A 19,800-nucleotide genomic window follows, 5' to 3' on the forward strand; every position below is an offset into this window, starting at 1 on the left:
TGGAAGCCTGCAGCTTCTGCTCGGCGGTCCGAAGCCGAACCCGCACTTCTTCCTCCTGCTCGGCGTCAAGCGCCCGGCCGATCGCTTCTCCGGCCTCCATGCCCCCGATTTGGCTTAATGCCCAAGCTGCGGTTCCCCTTAGCTCTGGACGTGGATCATAAAGCAGTATATCTATTAATTTCGGCACGGAAGTCGGATCTTTGAAGTTACCTAGCGCAATAACTGCATTGCGTTGGATCGGTTTCTTGCCTCTCCAGGCTGCGGCGCTGTCACCGAAACGTTCCTTAAATTCGCGATTGCTTAAGTCTAGCAGCGGCAGCAGCAGCGGTTTGACCTTCTCCGGGTCCGGCGCCAGCTCCGGCCGATGGTTCCATGACTTGCCTTTGTTCTTCGGGCAGACGACTTGGCACGTATCGCAGCCGTACAGACGATTGCCGATTTTAACCATAAATTCTTCATCTACAAACCCTTTGGTCTGCGTCAAAAAAGAAATGCAACGCTGTGCGTTCAGTTCGCCGGGGCCAACTAACGCTCCCGTCGGGCACGCGTCGATGCACTTGGTGCAGTCGCCACAGTCCTCCGTTACCGGCGAGTCCGGAGGAAACGGCACGTTCGTGATCAACTCGCCGAGGTAAATCCACGAGCCCCACTTCGGGGAAATGATCGCGCAGTTTTTGCCCTTGAAGCCAATCCCTGCCCGCTCCGCCACCGCTCGATCTACCAATGCCCCGGTGTCAACCATGCTTTCGATTCGCGCTTCGGGTACGCGTTCGCGGATAAAGCCCTCAAGCTTCTCCATCGCTTCGCGGAGCACCTGATGATAGTCCTGTCCCCAGGCGGAACGAGCCAGGATGCCCCGCCGCTCGCCAGGCGCCGACTTCGGAGGATTCTCCATCTTCGACGGATACGCTACCGCGATCGAAATCAGCGAAGCCGGCTGCGTAAGCGACAATTCCGGATACACCCGTTTATTTAGATCCGGCTCTTCAAAGCCGGATTCGTAACCTTTGTCGCGCCGGTCCTCCAGAATCGCTTTCAGCGACACAAACGGATCAGCGCTGGCAAATCCGATATCGTCGATGCCGAGCTCCGCCGCCGCTTCCTGGATCTCCCGCTTCAGCTCGGCCCAGCGGCTATCCCCAGCCGGTAAACGGGCAAAGCCAGTTTCCGTCATCGGCATCTCTTCCCCCTCCTTGCTGTTCATGTTGCTGTTATGGTAACAAAGCATTATTTTTCAAGAGGACAACCGCTTAATCGCTTCCCGAGCCAACAGGTCGCAATGATTGTTCAGCTCGTTGTCGCTATGCCCCTTCACTTTCACGTATTCCACCTTGTGGATGCCCATGAGCCGCCAAAGTTCTTCCCAAAGGTCGCGATTCTCGACAGGCTGGTTTTTGCTGTTCTTCCATCCGTTCTTAAGCCACCCGCGGATCCAATTCTGTTGAAAACAGTTGACCACGTAGGCGGAGTCGCTGTAGACCTTCACCTGGCAAGGCTCCTTCAAATGGCTGAGCGCCGAAATGACCGCTTGAATCTCCATACGGTTGTTCGTCGTCATTTTCTCGCCGCCGGACAGGTCTTTGCGATGCCCGTTAAACAGCAGCACTGCGCCCCATCCCCCTGGACCCGGATTCCCGGAGCAGGCCCCGTCCGTATATATCATAACTTCCTTCACGATTCATCCTCCCAAACAAACGGCTTATAAATCACGGATCTTGGCAATCGGCCAAAAAACGAATTCAGCACGGCCAACGATCCATTTCTCTTTCACGGTGCCAAAGTAACGGCTGTCTTTGCTCCGTCCGGCATGGCGGTTATCGCCCATCACAAAATAATCCCCCGCGCCGAGTTGAACCTCCGACATGTCACCGTCTTCGATCGCCGAGTCGGTGTACGGTTCGTTCTGGGACTCCCCATTTATAATCAATTGGCCGTCCCGTACCTCGACCGAATCACCCGGTACCGCCACGACTCGCTTAACCAGAAACGGTTTCCGATCGGCATCGACGCTGGGATCCTTCAGCACAACGACTTCGCCGCGTTTCGGATGGCCAAACCGGTACACCATCTTGTCCACGAACAGCCGCTCCTGCTCCTCCAAGGTAGGTTGCATCGACTGCCCCTTCACCATCGACAAATTAAACACGAATACGTTTAACAGCATCATGATCACGAAGGCGATGACGATCGTCTTCAACATTTCCCATATTTCCGCAGCCCAGCGACTCTGCGGCTTGCCGGCGGATCCCTCGAGGTCCGCTTGTGCCTTGCTTTCCGAATCCATGACCGGTTCCATCCTACACCTCATCAAATTTAAACAATCTATATAATAGAAAAGCATATCCTTCACCCATTTGCAATGGATGGAAGATATGCTTCAACATTTCCCGAATTTGCTTCGGGACGTTTTTCATCAATTGGATCCCGTCAATGTCCGAGCTGCCGCGATGCCAAGCTTCTGGAATGCTTCCAAAAACTTGCTGGCTCCATAGCCCATCGCTTCATACAACGGCATGATCGCTTTATTGTGTTCGTCTCCGGCGACCATAATCCGACGGACATTCCGCTGCTGGAATCGTTGTTCCATCGCGGAAACGAGGCTGCGGCCGACGCCGCGCCGACGGTACTCAGGGTGCACGGCCATGCGATAAATGCATCCCGTATTCTGATCGATCGTCCCGATCAATACCCCTTTGATCTCTTCCTCGACTTCCGCAACCATAATCAGTTCGGAATCCCAGGAAAGTTGTCTGGCAAACGCGCACTTGGTATCTTCGTAGCAATCTTCCGATAAGGCCACCTGCAATAGCTCCATCACTTGATTTACATCACTCAACTGAAAGGAACGAATACGCATGCTATGATCTCCCTTTTCTTCACGCAAGATAGGCCGATGTAAAAAAAGAACCCCCCTGTTTTACATCAACCGAATATTTGATTCCAGACAAAAAACGAGGAAAAAACTCTTTCCTTGTCCATTAAACCATAGATATCCCCCAAATACATCATTTTTCTTCTGAAAGCGCTTTATATTAAGCGTTTACAATTATGAACTTTCGCAAAATGTCCTTAACCGACTCACAGTTATGCATATATTTTTATGCATTACCAATAATAGGATTGTTACGCAGGTGTAATACGGAAGGGGCTTTCCTGCTAACTTTTTACACAAGGATGACGAGACTTGATCCAATTCAAACGGGAGGTAAGATCGAACATGGCACATGAATTGCCTGCGTTGCCCTATCCGGCAAACGCATTGGAACCTCATATTGATGAACAAACGATGAATATCCACCATGACCGGCACCATAATACCTATGTAACCAACCTGAACGCAGCTCTGGAAAGTGCGCCGGACCTGCAGAGCAAAAGCGTGGAGGAGCTTATCTCCAACCTGGATGCCGTTCCGGAAAATATCCGTACGGCCGTGCGCAATAACGGAGGCGGACATGCCAATCACAGCTTGTTCTGGAAGGTCATCGGCCCCGGCGGCGGAGGTGCGCCAACCGGTGCTGTTGCCTCCGCGATCGACAGCGATCTCGGCGGTTACGATAAGTTCAAAGAAGATTTCACCAAAGCCGCGACGACCCGTTTCGGCAGCGGCTGGGCCTGGCTTGTCGTTGGCAAAGACGGCAAGCTCTCCGTCACCAGCACGCCAAACCAAGACAACCCGCTCTCTGAAGGCTTGACGCCGATTCTCGGCCTCGACGTTTGGGAACACGCATATTACTTGAAGTACCAAAACAAACGGCCGGATTACATCGCGGCGTTCTGGAACATTATTAACTGGGACGAAGTGAACCGGCTTTACGAAGCTGCGAAGAAATAAAGCCGCGTTGATTACTTACGAAGGAGGGAACATCTATGGCAAAGCAAAAGCGTAAATTGACAAATGACCCGGAGGAGCTCCTCGCCACCAAACACGCCGAGGACGCGCATAAGCAGCAATTCACGAACTTCGCCCACAACGTGACCGGCAGCGGGGCAACCCCCGACCTCGGTAAAGTCGAGGGCGAGGAGCACCGCGAACCGGATACGCAAAACCATATGAAATCCGTGGAGAACCGCATGATGTAATGAGCAACTGCGCAAGGGCTCCGAGAACAGCAAAAAGGGAAGGCGTGTAGACGCCTTCCCTTTTTGCTGTTGCGGCCGGATAGCGGTAAATTATGGCCTTATTCGGCCGGATTACGGCTCCAAATGGCGCTGGTGCCCGAAATAAGGGTACGATTTACCGCTATTGGGCTCTATACAAATGGTTCCGGTGAAATAGCGGTAAACTTTAGCGCTATTCAGCCAAAATATGTCCCAAATGAGCTCTGATGCTGAATATAAGAACACTTTTTAACGCTATTTGCACCCAAAATTGGTGGGGTGGGCCAAATAAGGTGATATTATAACGTTATATTGCTACCACACGAGCTACACAACCTCTAATTAGTCACTCGCCCCTGTTACTAGCTGCTGTCCTAGATCCTTTTATCGCTCCCCACCATCATTCCACCACTCTAACGAGACAAGAAGCCGACTCTATGCTGTCACGGCTGAATAGCGGTAAAAAGTACCGCTATCGTTACCCGGGGATGCGCTTCGCACGCAAATAGCGGTAAATTATGGCCTTATTGGGCCGGATTACAGCTCCAGATGGCGCTGATGCCCGAAATAAGGGTACAATTCACCGCTATTTTGCACTAAACAGGTGCTTTCAGTGAAATAGCGGTAAATTTTACCGCTATCTGGCTGATTTATGTCCCAAATGCTCCGATGCTGAACATAAGAACACTTTATAACGCTATATTGCTGCTGCACCTGCTACACAACCTCTAATGAGTCACTCGCCCTTGTTACAAGTTGCTGTCCCAGATCCTTTATCGATCCATCCAACGTTCAACGTTCTACGACTGTACCTCGCACCGATCCACCATCGTGCCTAGCACCAGCCAGTCGCCGTTGAATTGCCTTACACTACACTCCTCAGCTGCCTGTCCGACCACATCTCATATACAGTCACGCTTCCTGCCGACTTCACTCCACTACGAGCCAAAATATCCGTTCAGAATGCGCAGGAAAACGTTCGGAAACGCCAGGTTGTCCATGTCCTCCCGAGTGATCCACCGGTACTCGGAGGTTGTGTCTTCGCCGCCCGCCGCGTCATACGCCGCGGCGGTCTCGGCCACGGCCGCGGGGCTGACGCCCCCGCCGGCCAGCGCCCGCATTGGAATCTCCGCGTCAAAGCGAAAGACGCGGAGATTCCAATGGATGTGGCTGAACGTGTGCTCCGCGTTCAGCAGCGCCCCGCCCGGGCGGGCGGGCACCCCGGCGGCGGCCAGAACCGCCACCAGCCGGTCCATCGCCGGGCCGTCGGGCAAGCCGGCGCCTTCGCCCGGCACGGCGTCGGCGGGGATATGGGGCAGCTCCCACATCCGTGCGAGCAGCCCCGTGTCCGGCCGCCGGCGCACGAGCACGCGGCCGGACAATGCCCCGCCGCCTTCGACGAGGGCGGCGAGCCGGTACTCCGGTCGCGGCGGCTTCGCCTTGCTCTTGACCGGCAGGCGCTCCTCTGCGCCCTCAAGCCGGCCGGCGCAGCGGGCCATCACCGGGCAAACCAGGCATTGCGGCGACTTGGGCGTGCAGACGAGCGCGCCCAGCTCCATCAAGGCCTGATTGAAGTCGGAGGCCCGCCCTTCCGGGATCAGCTCCGCGGCCAGTTCCTCCATGAGGGTGCGTGTCCCGACCTTCGCCACGTCTTCCTCAATCAGGAAGTAGCGTGACAGCACCCGCATGACGTTCCCGTCCACCGCCGGCTCCGGGCGGTTAAACGCGATGCTCAGGATGGCCCCGGTTGTATACGGGCCAACTCCCTTCAAGGCGGACACCTCCGCCTTGGTATTCGGCACGATCCCGCGGTGCCGCTCCATGACCTGTTTGGCCGCCGCTTGCAGATTGCGGGCCCGCGAATAATAACCAAGCCCTTCCCAGCACTTCAGCACGTCTTCCTCCGGCGCCTCCGCCAAATCAGCAATCGTCGGGAAGCGCTCAATAAACCGCTGAAAATACGGAATAACCGTATCCACGCGCGTCTGCTGCAGCATAATCTCTGACACCCAAATATAATAAGGATCGCGGTGCCTGCGCCAAGGCAGGTCCCGCTTGGATTGCTCGTACCAGCCGAGCAGCTCCTTACTGAAAAATATCCGTGTTTCCCTGTTTCCCCGCATGTTGCTCTCCTTCTATTTCACGCGTTCCACCACAGCAAAAGCCGAAGCCAGCTGCCGCTCATGCGTAATGCTAAGATGTATGGCGTATCCGTCGTCCTCCGGACGATTCGCTCCAGTTAACCCCAGCCGTTCCCATGCCTCCGGAGTCAATGAAACCGACGGCTTCCCGTTCGCATCGGGCAAGATCTCCATGTCGGTAAAGCTGAGCACCTGGCCGATCCCGCAGCCAAACGCCTTGCTGACCGCTTCCTTGGCCGCGAACCGCCCCGCCAAAAACTCCGCTGGACGAGCCGATTGACCCGGCAACTCCAGCTCCGCTGCGGTCAAGATCCGCCGCCGAAACCGTTCGCCGATCGCCTTGTTCAACAAGCGCTCCATGCGATGAATTTCGACGATGTCATGTCCGATTCCGAAAATCAAAAGGCAGCCCTTCTTCCTTCTATCTTCTTCCTTCTATCCTGGCGTCTCGTCCGGGACTAGCCCGTAGACGGCCGCTTCCCCCATTGTATCAGGGAACCCGCAGCGGTGCGAGTCTTGGTGAGAACGGAAATGATCCCTTTCTCACCAACCGCAAGATTGATCAAGAAGAGCATCCATCTATCAGCTATACTATAGGTATAGACCGGTCTGGAGGAAGTTATGAACCAAATCCGCATCATACAACAAAGCATCGAATATATCGAAGCGCGGCTAGGCGAGGAGCTTACGTTAGCCGAGGTGGCCAAGGCGATGTTTTACTCCGAATACCATTTCCATCGCACGTTCCTCTACTTCGTTGGGGATACAATGACCTCTTACGTCCGAAAGCGAAGACTATCCCAAGCGGCCGAGCTCCTGGCCCATTCCGACATGAAGGTACTCGATATTGCGCTGCATTGCGGCTTCAGCTCCCACGAAGCTTTCACCCGAGCCTTCCGGAAAATGTACGGGATCTTGCCGACGGAATGCCGCCGCCGCGGCTGCCCGCCTTACCTGGTGCCTAGGGCCAACCCGCTTCGAGACTTCGTTGCCCAAATTTCTTACGATTGGGGAGATTATGACATGCAATACCGTATCGAGCAAGTTCCGTCCATGCGTATCCTGGGATTTTCGCTGCAAACGTCTACCGTAGAAGGGGAAAATCACAAAGACATCCCGGCTTTCTGGCAAAAATACATGCGCGAACAATGGGCCTCTCGCGTGCCCGATAAGCTTCACCCCAACGTCGAGTTGGGCGTCTGCACCACCGTGGACGAAGACGGCACGTTCCGTTATATCATCGGCTTTGAGGTCGACGAAACGGCTGAGGTTCAAGAAGGCCTAACCGAGTTTCGAATCCCGCCGGCCACCTATGCCATCTTCACCACTCCGCCAGCCGGCGAAGCTGACTTCACCTCATCCATCCAGCAAACCTGGGACGAGATCTTCACCAACTGGTTCCCGTCGTCCGGCTATGAGCAAGTGGCTGCACCCGATTTCGAATGGTACGACGAACGCTGCTGGCCGAAGGAAGACAAACAGATCGACATTTACATTCCAGTTCAACCGGCTGGCGCGAAAGCCTAATCCTGGCTTATCTGTCAGGCCCAGCAGCCCCACAAACAAAACAACCCGATTCCTCCGTACGGAGGAACGGGTTGTTTCACTTTATAAATAGGGCTACTCGTACCGCAGCGATTCGATCGGATGCAGCTTCGACGCTTTGTTCGCCGGATACAACCCGAAGAAAATACCCACTGCGGCCGAAAATCCGAAAGCCAGCAAAATCGCCCAAACCGAGACGACAAACGGCCAACCCGAAATCAATGCAAACACCCAGGCCGCTAATAAACCGAGCAACGCACCGAGCGTCCCGCCAAAGAACGAGAGAATCACCGCTTCAATCATGAACTGAAGCATGATGGTCCCTGGCGTTGCGCCGATCGCTTTACGGATCCCGATTTCCCGAGTCCGCTCCGTCACGGAGACCAGCATGATGTTCATGACCCCGATCCCCCCGACCAACAGGGAAATGCCGGCGATGGAGCCGATAATCGTCTGCAGGATGGAGAATGTGCTTTTGATCATTTGCTCGGCATCTTTTGCCGATTCCGAGACATATGCGTCCTTGCTCACGTTCTTCCGATCCGCCAACCAGGATTTGATCGACTCCACCGTTTCGTCCATTCTCTCCGGCGAAGTGGGCAGGACTTCGATCATGCCTAGCCGGTCACTTGGCCCTTCCCCGTCCGTAGGCATGGCGGTAATGGGTGCGTAAGCGGAATAACGCTCTCCGCCCATCCCGCTCATGAGGCTCTCCTGCACCTTATACACCCCAACGATCCGGAACAGTCCCCCGGACAACTGGATTTTCCGGCCGATTGCCCCTTGCGCAGACCCAAATACTTTATCTGCATATTTGGCCTCGACCACAATGGTTTTTTGACGCGCCCGTTCCTCCTGAGAATTGAAAAAGCGCCCTGCCACCATATCGATTTTTTGCAGCTTCGGCGATTCCGAAGTCGTCCCGGTCACGCTGAATTGCAAATCGTCCTTCTTATATTTGCTCGTCATGCCGTAGGACGACGACGCAGAAACGTAACGCACCCCCGGAAGCTTACGGATTTCAGCTAATTCCCGCTGCCGGAAATAGGTATTGTCATCGGGTTCTCCGTTGTTATAGTTCGGATAAATCAGGAAATATCCATCTTCGTAATTCGACATTTCGGACATAATCGAGCTTTGGCCGGCTTGCCCGATGGACACGACCGTAACCACCGCGGCGACGCCAAAGACGATGCCGATCATCGTCAGGAAGGAACGCAGCTTGTTCATTCGGAGATTGTCCAGGGCAACGAGGATACTCTCCCAAATGCTCATAGGCTAACACTTCCTTTACGCTTGTCGCTTAAGATCCGGCCGTCCCCAAACGTAATGATTCGGTCGGCATGCTCGGCGATATCCGGCTCGTGGGTAACGAGCACGATCGTCGTGCCATCGGCATGAATTTCTTTGAACAACTCCATGATTTCAGAGGACGATTTCGTATCCAAGTTTCCTGTTGGCTCGTCGGCTAACAGGATTGGCGCGTTCATCGTTAGTGCCCGGGCGATCGCGACCCGCTGCTTCTGCCCCCCGGAGAGCTCATTCGGACGATGCTTGACCCGTTCGGCTAGTCCAACCCTGCCCAGCAGCTCAAGCGCCCGTTCGTTGCGCTTCTCCCGGGAAATGCCGGCATACATCATCGGTAGCGTGACGTTCTGCAAGACGGTTTGTCGGCCCAGCAGATTAAAGCTTTGGAAGACAAAACCGATTTTACGGTTTCGCACCCGGGACAGTTCTTCCTCGCTCAGGGACTGCACCGGATCTCCATCCAGCTCATAGCTACCGGCGGTCGGGATATCGAGGCAGCCGATAATGTTCATCAGCGTCGACTTGCCGGAGCCCGACGAGCCCATGATCGCTACGAACTCGCCTTTTTCGATATTCAAGTCGAGCGGCATCAAGGCCTGCACCTCGAGAGGACCGTTTTTATATACCTTGGTGATTCCTTCCAGCGTAATCATCGAACCTTCACCTTAGCGCCGTCCTGCAGTTTGTCGCCGCCTTCGACAACCACGAGGTCACCCGCGGTCACCCCTGTGAGCAGCTCGATTTGATCTTCGCCTTCCTTGCCCGTTGTGACAAGTGCCTTAACGGCAACCCCGTCCTGGACCTTAAAGACGTACGCCTGCTCACCGTCGTACTGAACCGCGTCGATCGGCGCGAGTAACCGTTCCTTGTCGGGAATCTCCATTTCGACCGTCACGTTATAACCTGGACGAAGCTCCGGCGATACCTGATCCAGGCTGACCTTCATTTCCACGGATGTATCCTTGGATGTCGGATCGGACAGCCCTGCCGTTGGAGCCAGGTAAGAGATCGTGCCGTCATAACTGTCCGTGAAGGCCTCGCCGGTAACGACGGTCTTCATCCCTTGCGCCGCTTTCCCTGCATCCAACTCGTTCAGGTATGCCGTTACCTTCAGACTGCTCACATCAGCAATCTTCGCGATTTCTCCGCCTTCGGCAAGCATTTGTCCTGCGTTCGCTGTTAGAGAGGTAACCACGCCGTCCGCAGGAGCCAGCACCTGCTGGTTTGCGAGCTGCTTCTCCAGGGATTCGATCGTTAACTGACTGGATCGGATACGTAAATCATAGGCAGTGAGGTCCAGCTCCTTCGGCTCCTGGTCGGGGTTTTCGGTAAACGCCTGCTTGAAGCTTTCAAAATGCTGCTTCTTAGCCGCCAGCCGCTCTGCTTCGGTCAATTGCAGATTAATTTGCTCCTTCTCTAGCTGGTCCTTGACCTGCTCCATACTAAGCGTTAATAGAATCTGTCCCTTCTTGACCGCATCGCCCTGCTTGACCTTCAAAGCTCCCACTACGCCGCTAGCCGGCGCATATACTGCCGTCGTCTGTCCCGGCTCCAGCTTGCCATTCGTAAAGATCTGCTCGACGATCTTCCCCATCGTTACTTCTGCGGTCTTCACCTCGGCCGCCCGATTGAGCCCCACCATATTGGTGATCACCAACGCGACGACGGCCAATCCTACGACGGCACCCCAAAACCATTTCTTCTTGAACAAGTCCATCACCTATCCTATTTATGTATAATTGCGGACTTAACTCAGCAGCAGAGAGCCCAGCGAAATGACAACCCAAGCTGCAATAATCCAGGTGGCCACCGTTTTGCGCGGCCGGTTCATAATTACCGAGGAGCCGATAATGTACAACACAAGGCTCCAAATGGAGAACGGATTGATCAAGGACAGTAAGCGATACATCTGGCTGGACTTATCGGCGACAAAGGCCCCTAAGCTAAGCGAAACGTCCGTAGCCGATTGAACGTCCATCGTCATGACCATTATCCCCGTAATCAAGCTGCCTACGATGCCCGGCAGGGCTGCAAATGCAGCGATGGATACAAACTGCATGTATTTGCCTTCCCCGCGAACCACCAGATTCAGCAGCATCAGCAGCAGACCTGTCACGAACAACATGATCACCGGCATGATCGCGCCCATGATGTAAGCGGTCGTTTTCGCCGTGGCCATAAACGTTTGTTGCATGCCTGCGTCGATTTGTTGGTTCTGGAACTGCCGTTGAAACTCCTTCTCCAGCGTCGGCATCTGCATGTAGATCACCACAACGGAGACAACCAGCAGCACCGCAAGCGCGAACAACCAAGTCGTCTTACTCTCCCGCACCCGTTTAAACGTTTCTTCCGGTGCCGTAAAAATCGTGAATACGTTTTTCAATGAAACCCCTCCTCAAATCTCCCAACTTAACTCCATCCTATACCACTTCCAAATAAAGACTATAACATGGATCATGTTATATATACGGACAAAGTCGTAAAGAGATTCATAGGCCGTTCCATCCGCGAGTCCACGCATGCCGCTTCGTAATGTCTCCCTGCATTATAGCGTTTTCTCCTAACAACGCCACAGGCCGCGGTCCGGGATTTGTCCTGGACTTAAGTCCAAGTCCACAAGACAAAAAAACGCGAGCCTCCGGGCATAGCGCCCAGGCTCGCGTAGTGGTGATACCGATGTTTGGCCTCCGGCCTTCTTCTGCCGGCGCCTCTTGTATTCAGATACCCGGGATCGGGCTGCGCTTGTGCTCCGTCTTCCGATAGAACGACTCCAGCCGCTCTTGGACCGCCGGATCCACCGGCTTGCCTTCGAGATAATCGCTGTTGTCATCGTAGCTGATTCCGAGCTCTTTCTCGTCCGTTTGCCCTTCCCAAAGGCCGGCGGTTGGCGCCTTATCAATGACGCTTTGCGGCACGCCGAGGCGGGCGGCAAGCTGGCGAACCTGACGTTTGTTCAGTGAGCTAAGCGGCGTGATGTCAACGGCCCCGTCGCCCCATTTGGTGTAAAAGCCGGTAATCGCCTCGGAAGCATGGTCGGTGCCAACGACAAGCAGGTTAAGCTCGAATGCCAGCGCATACTGCATAACCATCCGCGTCCGCGCCTTGATGTTGCCTTTGCCTTGCGGGCTCAGGTGACGGGATTTGCCGATTTTTCTAAAACTGTGCTCGACTTCGAGGGCCATTTCGTCTACGGCTTCCTCAATGTTCGTCTCCGCCGTATGTTCAAGTCCAAACGCCTTGGCCACCTCGTAGCTGTGATCGATATCCTCCTGCTCCCCGTAGGGCTGGAATACGCCCAACGTCATATACGGTTGGCCGGTTTCCTGCGTCAGCTCGTCTGTCGCCCTTTTGCATAAGCCGGTCGCCACGGCGCTGTCGATCCCGCCGCTAATGGCAATTAAGAGGCCGGTCGTGCGCGCAGCTTTGACATGCTCCTTCAAGAAGTCAACGCGACGGCGAATTTCCTCCTCCACGTCGATGACAGGCTTTACGCCCAACCGTTTAATGATTTCCTGTTGCAAGCTCATTCTTAAATCCCTCCACATCCTTAATATTACACCCTATGTAAGTCGCATTCCCCAAATCTAAAAACGCCCCGGGCCCATCCGGACAAACCGGATGGCGGGGCGAAAGCGGCTGGCGGTTCGGCCGCCGCCAGGATCTGCTTACCGGCAGAACCGGTCGAACGCGCTGGTCAGATCGGCGGCGATTTCCTCAGCCGAACGATCTTCAATTTGGTGGCGCTCGATGAAATGGACAAGCTCTCCGTCCTTCATCAAAGCGATCGAAGGCGAAGAAGGCGGATACGGCGCGAAATATTCGCGTGCTTTTGCCGTTGCTTCCTTGTCTTGTCCGGCGAATACGGTGAACAAGTGATCCGGCGTCAGATCGTGCTGCAGCGCCTTCGCAACGCCAGGACGGCATTGCCCCGCCGCGCAACCGCAAACGGAATTAACAACGACCAGTGTCGTTCCCTTCGCGTTTGGCAACTTCTCCTCGACTTCGTCCGGCAAGCACAGCTCTTGAACGCCCAGCACGGTCAATTCGTCTCTCATCGGTTGCACCATGTCTCGCATATATTGGTCAAATGACATCGACATTACCTATCACTCCTTATGCAATAATGAAATGGCTTGTTACCCAAGCGCCGCGCCATGCGTCGCTCCTAGCCAGATTAATTTTATTATACATTCATAAGGAAGGAAAGCAACTCTCCCCTATCGCTCCCCACAACCCATTCGGGCTTACAAGAGCGGGAAGAATACCGTAAACGTCGTGCCTTGCCCTTCCGCCGAATCAACGCTGATTTTGCCACCGTGGCGTTCAATGATACTGAGACATAAAGCCAGCCCGAGTCCTGTGCCCTTCGCTTTCGTGGTGAAAAAGGGCTCGAACAGCTTCTCCCGCTGCCCGGGAGGAATCCCCGGTCCCGTATCGCTGACAAGCAACAGCGCGCCTTGATCGGCCACCTTGGTCTCGAGCGTCAGTTGTCCCTTCTCTTCCATCGCTTCCATCGCGTTGCGCGATAAGTTCAAGATCAGCTGCTTGATCTCCTTGGCGTTCAGCAGCAAGGGCGGCAGGGAATCATCCAATTTGACTTCGATCGTTTGCCCGCGAAGGTTTGCGTCCGCCCAGAGCAGCGGCGTCAATTCCCTGATGATGTCGTGGAGGTGGCATTTCTCGCTTTCAACCGGACGATTCTGCGCCAGGGAAAGAAAGTCATTGATGATGCCGTTGGCCCGGTCCAGTTCCTCCATCACAATCCGGTAGTAATGGTCCAACGTCGGAGGGCTCTTCTCCCGCATTAGCTGCAGGAAACCCCGGACCACCGCCATTGGATTGCGGATTTCGTGGGTTATGCCGGCGGCCATTTGACCGACCAGGCTAAGCCGTTCCACATGGTTCAGCTCCATTCGAAGCGTTTCCAATTCGGTGATATCCTGAACGATGGCCACCGCGCCGATGACTTCTTTGGAATGGCTTTTTTGAATCGGCGAAGTACTGGTAAAATAAATATGATCGTTCGCTTTGATCAAATCGGTCATCTTGATTTGGCCTTCAAGCGACTGCTCGACCCTGGAGGCGATCGACTCGATCGGTACGCCGCTGAGCACGTCATTCAGCTTGCGCAGCAGCAAATCCTCACGCCGCAGCTCCTCCGACTCCTCGCGGTACGTCCGGTATAACTGGAGAAACGTGTCGTTTATCGATATAATATTGCCTTGTTGATCCAGCAACACGATGCCCAGCGGTGCGGCGTCCATCATCTGCTGCAGCTTCTCCGCTTCCCGGAAGTATTCGCGCGACAGACGCATCACTTGGCCGCGGAGCTTCTCCTTCTCCATCGTGCTTTCAATCATGTAAACGAACAAGCTGCCGACCAGCATCGTCACCAGCACATTGACGAGCCAATTCGATAACGCGTTAAGATCGGAATTAATCGACATGTTGCCGGCCAAAAAAGGGGACAAGGCGATCATCGTCTCCCCGCCCATAAAGAAGAGGGAAAGAATGGCCACTTTACCCTGTCGGCCGGTCCTTTTGAAATAGCGGGAAGTGAGTAGAACAAAGGGATACAAGAGCAATCCCGTCTCCATGATAAACCCAACAAGGGTGTAATTTACTGCAAACAGTGGATAGAGTATGATCTGCATGAGAGCCAATGCGACCCCGTCCCGAAACCTGCCATACAGCATCAGGGCAAACAGGGGTAAAATTCCAAAATTCAGCGGAATAACGTCCCCTAACCGCGAGGCGAAGATATCGCAGAGCAGCGTGCTGCACAAGCAGGTATACGTTAAGCCTATGGCGAAGGGTTGCCCCTTGGCAGTACGGTTGTTGTGCTGCCAGTAGCAATTCCGTTTCTCAAACGTCAATGGAAACAGAAAGGCCGGCAAGCTGGCAATCAACACTTGAAGCAGGATCTCTTTTACAGCATCCACGTTCTCCCTCCTCAGGCGGAAGAATACAAGAATACAACTCTAGTTTCGATTAAATCATAGCCGACAAAGTTTTACAATAATGCATAGTTTAGAAAATAGTAAGAAAGTACAAATAGAGAGGATACGGACATGAAAAATGTAGACGTAATCGTCATCGGCGGCGGCCCCTCCGGGCTGATGGCTGCCATTGCCGCAAGCAAGCAAGGTGCCAAAGTGCTTCTTGTGGACAAAGGAGACAAGCTGGGGCGAAAATTGGGCATATCTGGCGGCGGAAGATGTAATGTCACCAACGCGAAAGAGCTCGATGAACTGATCAAGTTTATTCCCGGCAATGGGCGTTTCCTTTACAGCGCTCTAACCACCTTCAGCAATCAAGACATTGTGGCGTTCTTTGAAGATTTAGGGATCAAGCTGAAAGAAGAGGACAACGGGCGCATGTTCCCTGTTTCTGATAAAGCCAAGACCGTGGTAGATGCACTGATCAGCAAAGTGCGCTCCCAAGGTGTCGAAATCAGAGTAAACAGCCCCGTAGAGGAAGTGCTCTATGATAATGGTCGAACCGTCGGCGTCAGGCTGAAAACAGGGGAAGTGTTAGAGAGCTCGGCGGTGATTGTCGCTGTTGGGGGAAGATCCGTACCTCATACAGGTTCAACGGGTGACGGATATGCTTGGGCCGAACGCGCCGGACACTCGATAACGGAACTCTTCCCAACAGAAGTTCCATTGACCTCTAACGAGCCCTTCATTCAAAGCAAGGAATTGCAGGGGCTCTCCTTGAGAAACGTTTCCCTTTCCGTATGGAGTCCCAAGGGGAAAAGGTTGATCGAGCATCAAGGTGACATGCTGTTCACACACTTCGGGATTTCAGGACCGATTGCTTTACGGTGCAGTCAGTTCGTCGTCAAAGCTTTGAAGCAGTTTGGGACGGGCAATGTGGAAGTATCCGTCGATTTCGCCCCGGATAAGAGCCTGGATGAAATCTATCATGAAACCCTGAAGCTTACCGAACAAGAATCTAAAAAGTCGATCAAGAACGCATTAAAAGCTTATTTGCCTGAAAAAGTAATTCCACTCCTCCTTCAGAAAGCTGAATTAGATCCCCACCTGACGTACGATCACATTCCGAAGCAAAGGTGGCTGCAACTCGCCCAGTTCATGAAACGTTTCCCGATTCGGGTGTATGGCACGTTATCCATTGAAGAAGCATTCGTAACGGGCGGCGGGGTGAATTTAAAGGAAATCGATCCCAAAACGATGCAATCAAAGCTGATGCAGGGACTGTATTTCTGCGGCGAAATTCTGGATATCCACGGTTATACCGGCGGGTATAACATTACTGCTGCCTTCTCAACGGGTTACACCGCGGGCAGCAGCGCAGCGCTAACTGCTGGATGACCACCGAGCGGAACGACAAAAGGGACGCCGCGGAGCTCGAGCTCGCTTCGTCCCGTTGCAGGGCGGCGAATGCCGCCAAGGTTATTCCTCCCGTTCTCTAGCGATGTCTATCAAGCCGAATGATCCGTATGATCATCCATGTCGCACTTGTCCGCCTCTAGTCGATCGTGCTCCCGTCGCTCGATCCAGCTGCCGAAGCGTACAAATACAAAGGCGATCACCAATGTGAATAACACGATACCGTAGAAGCCGGCTCCAACGCCGATGCCCACGCCCCCTGCAAATAGGATCATCGCCGCGGACGTCAGTCCCTTTACCTCGAATCCGGCTTTCATAATGAGGCCCGCCCCGAGAAAGCCAAGTCCGCTGACGATTTGCGCCGTAAGTCGCATCGGGTCCATCATCGTTCGGTCGTGCAAATGACCGTATCGCACGGCGCTTTCGATCGAAACAATCGTGATAAGCGCCGATGCGAGCGTGACGAACGTATACGTCTTTACTCCCGCCGGCTTGTTCTTATGCGTGCGGTCGAAGCCGATCACGAGTCCGAGCAGAGCGCTGATCAACACTCGGAAATAGATTTCATACGCGGAAAAGAACGCCAGCATCTGCATCTCCGTCCCGCGCATCATCGCCCTCCTCCAATCGGCAAGCCCTTCGGTTCGCCAGCCAGCCGCACCGCAGTGTTGTCAACTTGGGTCATAAGCGCTACGTCACTCTCTCCCTTCGCCGTCATTCCCTTTCTCGGACAAGTTCGCATCCAACCTTTCCGCTAACTCGATCAGCTCCAGCGGGGTTCCAATCGTATACCGCGGGATCTCCGAATCGTCTGCCGGCGTCTTCGGATACCGCGGCGTCCAGCTCAGGAACACACTGGTGATGCCAAGCGCATTCGCTCCCTTGGCGTCGCGGCTCAGGTTGTTGCCAACCATAATCATTCTGGTAATGTCGGTTTCATCCAGTTCCATGGCGCCCATGGCCGCCTTGAACATCCGCGGGCTCGGCTTCGTTGCACGGATGTTCTCGGAGTAGATGAGCGTCTCGAAGCATTCATAAAGACCGTTTCGGATCAACAGGTTTTTGAACGATTGCGCTGCGCCGTCGGCCACTATCGCCAGCCGGAATCCCCGCTCCGCCAACGTCTTTACCATCACGTCCGCGCCGGGAATGACACGGCCGTCAAGCACGATGCCCTCCTCGTCCCTTGTCTCGGTGCTTTCATCAATAATCGTATCTCCGCAATCCAGGAAGATAATCAACTTTCTCGGATTCGGATTGGCTGGGGCACGTTCAATCATGGCGTACACCTCTTAAGTTTAATTGTTCCGCATAATGGCAGGCCACGGAATGGCCGTCTGCGATTTCCCGCAACTCCGGCGATTGCTGCGCACATTTCTCGGTGCGGTAGGCACAACGCGGATGGAAGTGGCAGCCGCTCGGCGGATGGGCCGGGTTCGGCACCTCGCCTTCCAGAATGATACGGCTATGGTCCGCTTCCGGATCGGGCTGCGGCACGGCTGACATGAGCGCCTCCGTGTACGGATGCTTTGGACCTGCGAACAACGCCTTCGTTGGCGCCAGCTCGACAATACGTCCTAAATGCATGACGGCGACGCGGTCTGAAATGTTCTGCACAATAGACAAGTCGTGAGAAATAAATAGATATGTGATCTTAAACTGCTCCTGCAAATCTTTGAGCAGATTAATAATCTGCGCTTGAATGGACACGTCCAACGCGGACACCGCCTCATCGCAGACGATCAACCGCGGCTTCATGATCAGGGCGCGGGCGATCGCGATCCGCTGCCGCTGGCCGCCGGAGAACGCATGTGGATAACGGCGCAGATAACTGACGTTGAGGCCGGCTTTTTCCGCGATATCCTTCACTTTCTCTTCGACCTCCGCCCGGCTCAGCTTGAAGTTGGCGACGAGCGGCTCCGAAATAATATCGAATACGCTCATGCGCGGGCTAAGAGACGAGTAAGGGTCCTGGAAAATCATCTGAATATCTCTGCGCAGCCGCTTAGCCTCTTTTCCCTTCAACTTCAGAAAGTCAACTTGTTCATCCTCCTCGGTGCGATAGATGACTTGCCCTGTGGTGGCGGGGATGCCTTTGACCAGACAACGGCCAAGCGTCGTCTTGCCGCAGCCGGATTCCCCAACGATACTTAGCGTCTCTCCTTCGTACAACTCGAACGAAATATCGCTTAACACCTGGACCTTCGTTGGCTTAGCGAATAACTTCGCCGACTTCGGCTTCACCTGAAATTCCTTGTTCAACTCGACGACGTCGAGCATGGCGTTCGTCATGGCGATTCGCCTCCTTCCGACTCCGAATACAGGAAGCATCTGACGGTATGATCCTCGGAAATCGAGGTCATCGGAACGGCAGACGCATTACACACCCCTTCGATGCGGTCCTTACAGCGTTCATAGAAGCCGCACATCGGCGGCATGTCGATCGCCATCGGCACCGAGCCTTCGATGGACTCCAGCCGCTTATCCTTGCCGCCTCCAAGCCGCGGCATCGATCTCATCAGGCCTTTGGTGTAAGGATGTTTCGGATTGCGGAACAATTCCTTCACCGGCGCCTGCTCAACGATTTTGCCAAGGTACATGACCGCAACCTCGTCACACATCTGCGCGATAATGCCAAGATCGTGCGTAACCAACAGAATCGACATGCCGAACTCCTGCTGAAGCGCGCGCATCAGTTCAAGCACCTGCGCCTGAATCGTCACATCTAACGCTGTTGTCGGCTCGTCGGCGATTAAAAGCTCGGGATTACATGACAACGCCATCGATATCATCGCGCGCTGCCGCATCCCCCCGGAGAACTCATGCGGATATTGATCATACCGCTTCTCCTCGTCCGAAATGCCGACCTTGGATAACATCTCGAGCGCAATGTTTTTGGCTTCCTTCTTGTCCTTCGTTCGGTGGATGCGAATGGCCTCCACGATCTGGTTGCCGATCGTATACATCGGAGAGAACGCCGTCATCGGCTCCTGAAAGATCATGGAGATTCTCCGGCCGCGAATGGAGCGGATCGCCTTCCCGTTGGGTTCTAAGGAGAGAATGTCCATGTCCATCTCCTTCGCCCCCTTGCCGTCGGAAGGGCGATAAACAATCGAGCCCGACGTCTCGCACTCCTTCGGATTGAGGTGGAGGAGTGACCGGCTGGTTAAGCTTTTGCCGCAGCCGGACTCACCAACGAGCCCCAGCGTCTTCCCTTTACGTATGTCAAAATCGACCCCATCCACAGCATTCATGACGCCGTTGTCCAGCTGGATACGGATCTTCAGATTTCGGACCGAGAGCAGAGGCTGCTCGGTTGCTAATGGTTGCGTCGTCATACGGTCCCCTCGCTC

At 54.4% G+C, this 19,800-nt stretch carries 20 protein-coding genes and 1 pseudogene; 4 read left to right on the forward strand and 17 right to left on the reverse strand.

The annotated features are described in order from the left end of the window. Positions 1–10: 10 nt before the first annotated feature. The 4 genes and pseudogenes from queG to KJS42_RS17115 all read right to left on the reverse strand — a co-directional run. Positions 11–1,174, reverse strand: a pseudogene (gene queG, locus KJS42_RS17100) (tRNA epoxyqueuosine(34) reductase QueG); the annotation flags it as partial. Between the two features lie 60 nt (positions 1,175–1,234). Next, entirely contained in the window at positions 1,235–1,675 is a 441-nt protein-coding gene (gene rnhA, locus KJS42_RS17105; protein ID WP_193416594.1) for a ribonuclease HI, read from the reverse strand. A gap of 24 nt (positions 1,676–1,699) precedes the next feature. Then, a complete protein-coding gene (gene lepB / locus KJS42_RS17110) occupies positions 1,700–2,296 on the reverse strand; it encodes a signal peptidase I (protein ID WP_155607233.1) in 597 nt (198 codons plus the stop codon). 117 nt (positions 2,297–2,413) lie between these two features. After that, complete coding sequence (locus KJS42_RS17115) at positions 2,414–2,857, reverse strand: GNAT family N-acetyltransferase (protein ID WP_155607234.1); 444 nt, start codon at positions 2,855–2,857, stop codon at positions 2,414–2,416. Positions 2,858–3,217: 360 nt separating this feature from the next. Here KJS42_RS17115 and KJS42_RS17120 point away from each other — a divergent pair, with 360 nt between their 5' ends. Together KJS42_RS17120 and KJS42_RS17125 are read left to right on the forward strand one after the other, a co-directional pair. Continuing rightward, the gene (locus KJS42_RS17120) at positions 3,218–3,832 is read left to right on the forward strand and encodes a superoxide dismutase (protein WP_213623572.1); all 615 of its coding nucleotides are present in this window, start codon (positions 3,218–3,220) and stop codon (positions 3,830–3,832) included. Between the two features lie 35 nt (positions 3,833–3,867). Continuing rightward, on the forward strand, positions 3,868–4,080 hold the full coding sequence (locus tag KJS42_RS17125) for a hypothetical protein (RefSeq protein ID WP_155607236.1): 213 nt from the start codon (positions 3,868–3,870) through the stop codon (positions 4,078–4,080). A 956-nt stretch (positions 4,081–5,036) separates the two neighbouring features. Here the strand turns inward: KJS42_RS17125 and mutY are convergent. Beyond that, positions 5,037–6,221: an A/G-specific adenine glycosylase gene (gene mutY, locus KJS42_RS17130; RefSeq protein ID WP_213623573.1), complete on the reverse strand. Its 1,185-nt coding sequence runs from the start codon at positions 6,219–6,221 to the stop codon at positions 5,037–5,039. Between the two features lie 12 nt (positions 6,222–6,233). After that, positions 6,234–6,641 carry a holo-ACP synthase gene (gene acpS / locus KJS42_RS17135; RefSeq protein WP_155607238.1) on the reverse strand — a complete coding sequence of 136 codons (408 nt, stop codon included), beginning with the start codon at positions 6,639–6,641 and terminating at the stop codon, positions 6,234–6,236. A gap of 219 nt (positions 6,642–6,860) precedes the next feature. Here acpS and KJS42_RS17140 point away from each other — a divergent pair, with 219 nt between their 5' ends. Then, complete coding sequence (locus KJS42_RS17140) at positions 6,861–7,766, forward strand: AraC family transcriptional regulator (RefSeq protein WP_213623574.1); 906 nt, start codon at positions 6,861–6,863, stop codon at positions 7,764–7,766. Positions 7,767–7,859: 93 nt separating this feature from the next. Here KJS42_RS17140 and KJS42_RS17145 read toward each other — a convergent pair whose 3' ends face one another. The 7 genes from KJS42_RS17145 to KJS42_RS17175 form a co-directional block, all read right to left on the reverse strand. Continuing rightward, the gene (locus tag KJS42_RS17145) at positions 7,860–9,059 is read right to left on the reverse strand and encodes an ABC transporter permease (protein ID WP_213623575.1); all 1,200 of its coding nucleotides are present in this window, start codon (positions 9,057–9,059) and stop codon (positions 7,860–7,862) included. Next, positions 9,056–9,745 carry an ABC transporter ATP-binding protein gene (locus tag KJS42_RS17150; protein WP_155607242.1) on the reverse strand — a complete coding sequence of 230 codons (690 nt, stop codon included), beginning with the start codon at positions 9,743–9,745 and terminating at the stop codon, positions 9,056–9,058. The genes KJS42_RS17145 and KJS42_RS17150 overlap by 4 nt, the downstream gene beginning before the upstream one ends. Next, the gene (locus KJS42_RS17155; protein ID WP_244868534.1) at positions 9,742–10,809 is read right to left on the reverse strand and encodes an efflux RND transporter periplasmic adaptor subunit; all 1,068 of its coding nucleotides are present in this window, start codon (positions 10,807–10,809) and stop codon (positions 9,742–9,744) included. Before KJS42_RS17155 ends, KJS42_RS17150 begins: the two co-directional genes overlap by 4 nt. A gap of 30 nt (positions 10,810–10,839) precedes the next feature. Continuing rightward, positions 10,840–11,475: a Yip1 family protein gene (locus KJS42_RS17160; RefSeq protein WP_213623577.1), complete on the reverse strand. Its 636-nt coding sequence runs from the start codon at positions 11,473–11,475 to the stop codon at positions 10,840–10,842. 334 nt (positions 11,476–11,809) lie between these two features. Then, positions 11,810–12,619, reverse strand: coding sequence for an ammonia-dependent NAD(+) synthetase (gene nadE / locus KJS42_RS17165; RefSeq protein WP_193416600.1), 810 nt, complete (start codon positions 12,617–12,619; stop codon positions 11,810–11,812). 138 nt (positions 12,620–12,757) lie between these two features. Further along, positions 12,758–13,192 carry a BrxA/BrxB family bacilliredoxin gene (locus KJS42_RS17170; RefSeq protein ID WP_213623578.1) on the reverse strand — a complete coding sequence of 145 codons (435 nt, stop codon included), beginning with the start codon at positions 13,190–13,192 and terminating at the stop codon, positions 12,758–12,760. A gap of 144 nt (positions 13,193–13,336) precedes the next feature. Next, a complete protein-coding gene (locus tag KJS42_RS17175; protein WP_213623579.1) occupies positions 13,337–15,034 on the reverse strand; it encodes a two-component system sensor histidine kinase NtrB in 1,698 nt (565 codons plus the stop codon). Positions 15,035–15,163: 129 nt separating this feature from the next. Here KJS42_RS17175 and KJS42_RS17180 point away from each other — a divergent pair, with 129 nt between their 5' ends. Next, positions 15,164–16,429, forward strand: a complete 1,266-nt coding sequence (locus KJS42_RS17180) for a BaiN/RdsA family NAD(P)/FAD-dependent oxidoreductase (protein ID WP_193416602.1) — start codon at positions 15,164–15,166, stop codon at positions 16,427–16,429. A gap of 110 nt (positions 16,430–16,539) precedes the next feature. Here the strand turns inward: KJS42_RS17180 and KJS42_RS17185 are convergent, their stop codons facing one another. The 4 genes from KJS42_RS17185 to KJS42_RS17200 form a co-directional block, all read right to left on the reverse strand. Next, the gene (locus KJS42_RS17185) at positions 16,540–17,061 is read right to left on the reverse strand and encodes an MgtC/SapB family protein (RefSeq protein WP_339819900.1); all 522 of its coding nucleotides are present in this window, start codon (positions 17,059–17,061) and stop codon (positions 16,540–16,542) included. An 81-nt stretch (positions 17,062–17,142) separates the two neighbouring features. After that, positions 17,143–17,727: an HAD family hydrolase gene (locus tag KJS42_RS17190; RefSeq protein ID WP_213623580.1), complete on the reverse strand. Its 585-nt coding sequence runs from the start codon at positions 17,725–17,727 to the stop codon at positions 17,143–17,145. Beyond that, a complete protein-coding gene (locus tag KJS42_RS17195) occupies positions 17,720–18,739 on the reverse strand; it encodes an ABC transporter ATP-binding protein (protein WP_193416604.1) in 1,020 nt (339 codons plus the stop codon). The genes KJS42_RS17190 and KJS42_RS17195 overlap by 8 nt, the downstream gene beginning before the upstream one ends. After that, positions 18,736–19,785 carry an ABC transporter ATP-binding protein gene (locus KJS42_RS17200; protein WP_213623581.1) on the reverse strand — a complete coding sequence of 350 codons (1,050 nt, stop codon included), beginning with the start codon at positions 19,783–19,785 and terminating at the stop codon, positions 18,736–18,738. The genes KJS42_RS17195 and KJS42_RS17200 overlap by 4 nt, the downstream gene beginning before the upstream one ends. Between the last annotated feature and the right edge of the window lie 15 nt (positions 19,786–19,800).

The sequence above is a fragment of the Paenibacillus sp. J53TS2 genome, from assembly GCF_018403305.1.
Lineage (GTDB): Bacteria > Bacillota > Bacilli > Paenibacillales > Paenibacillaceae > Fontibacillus > Fontibacillus rhizolycopersici.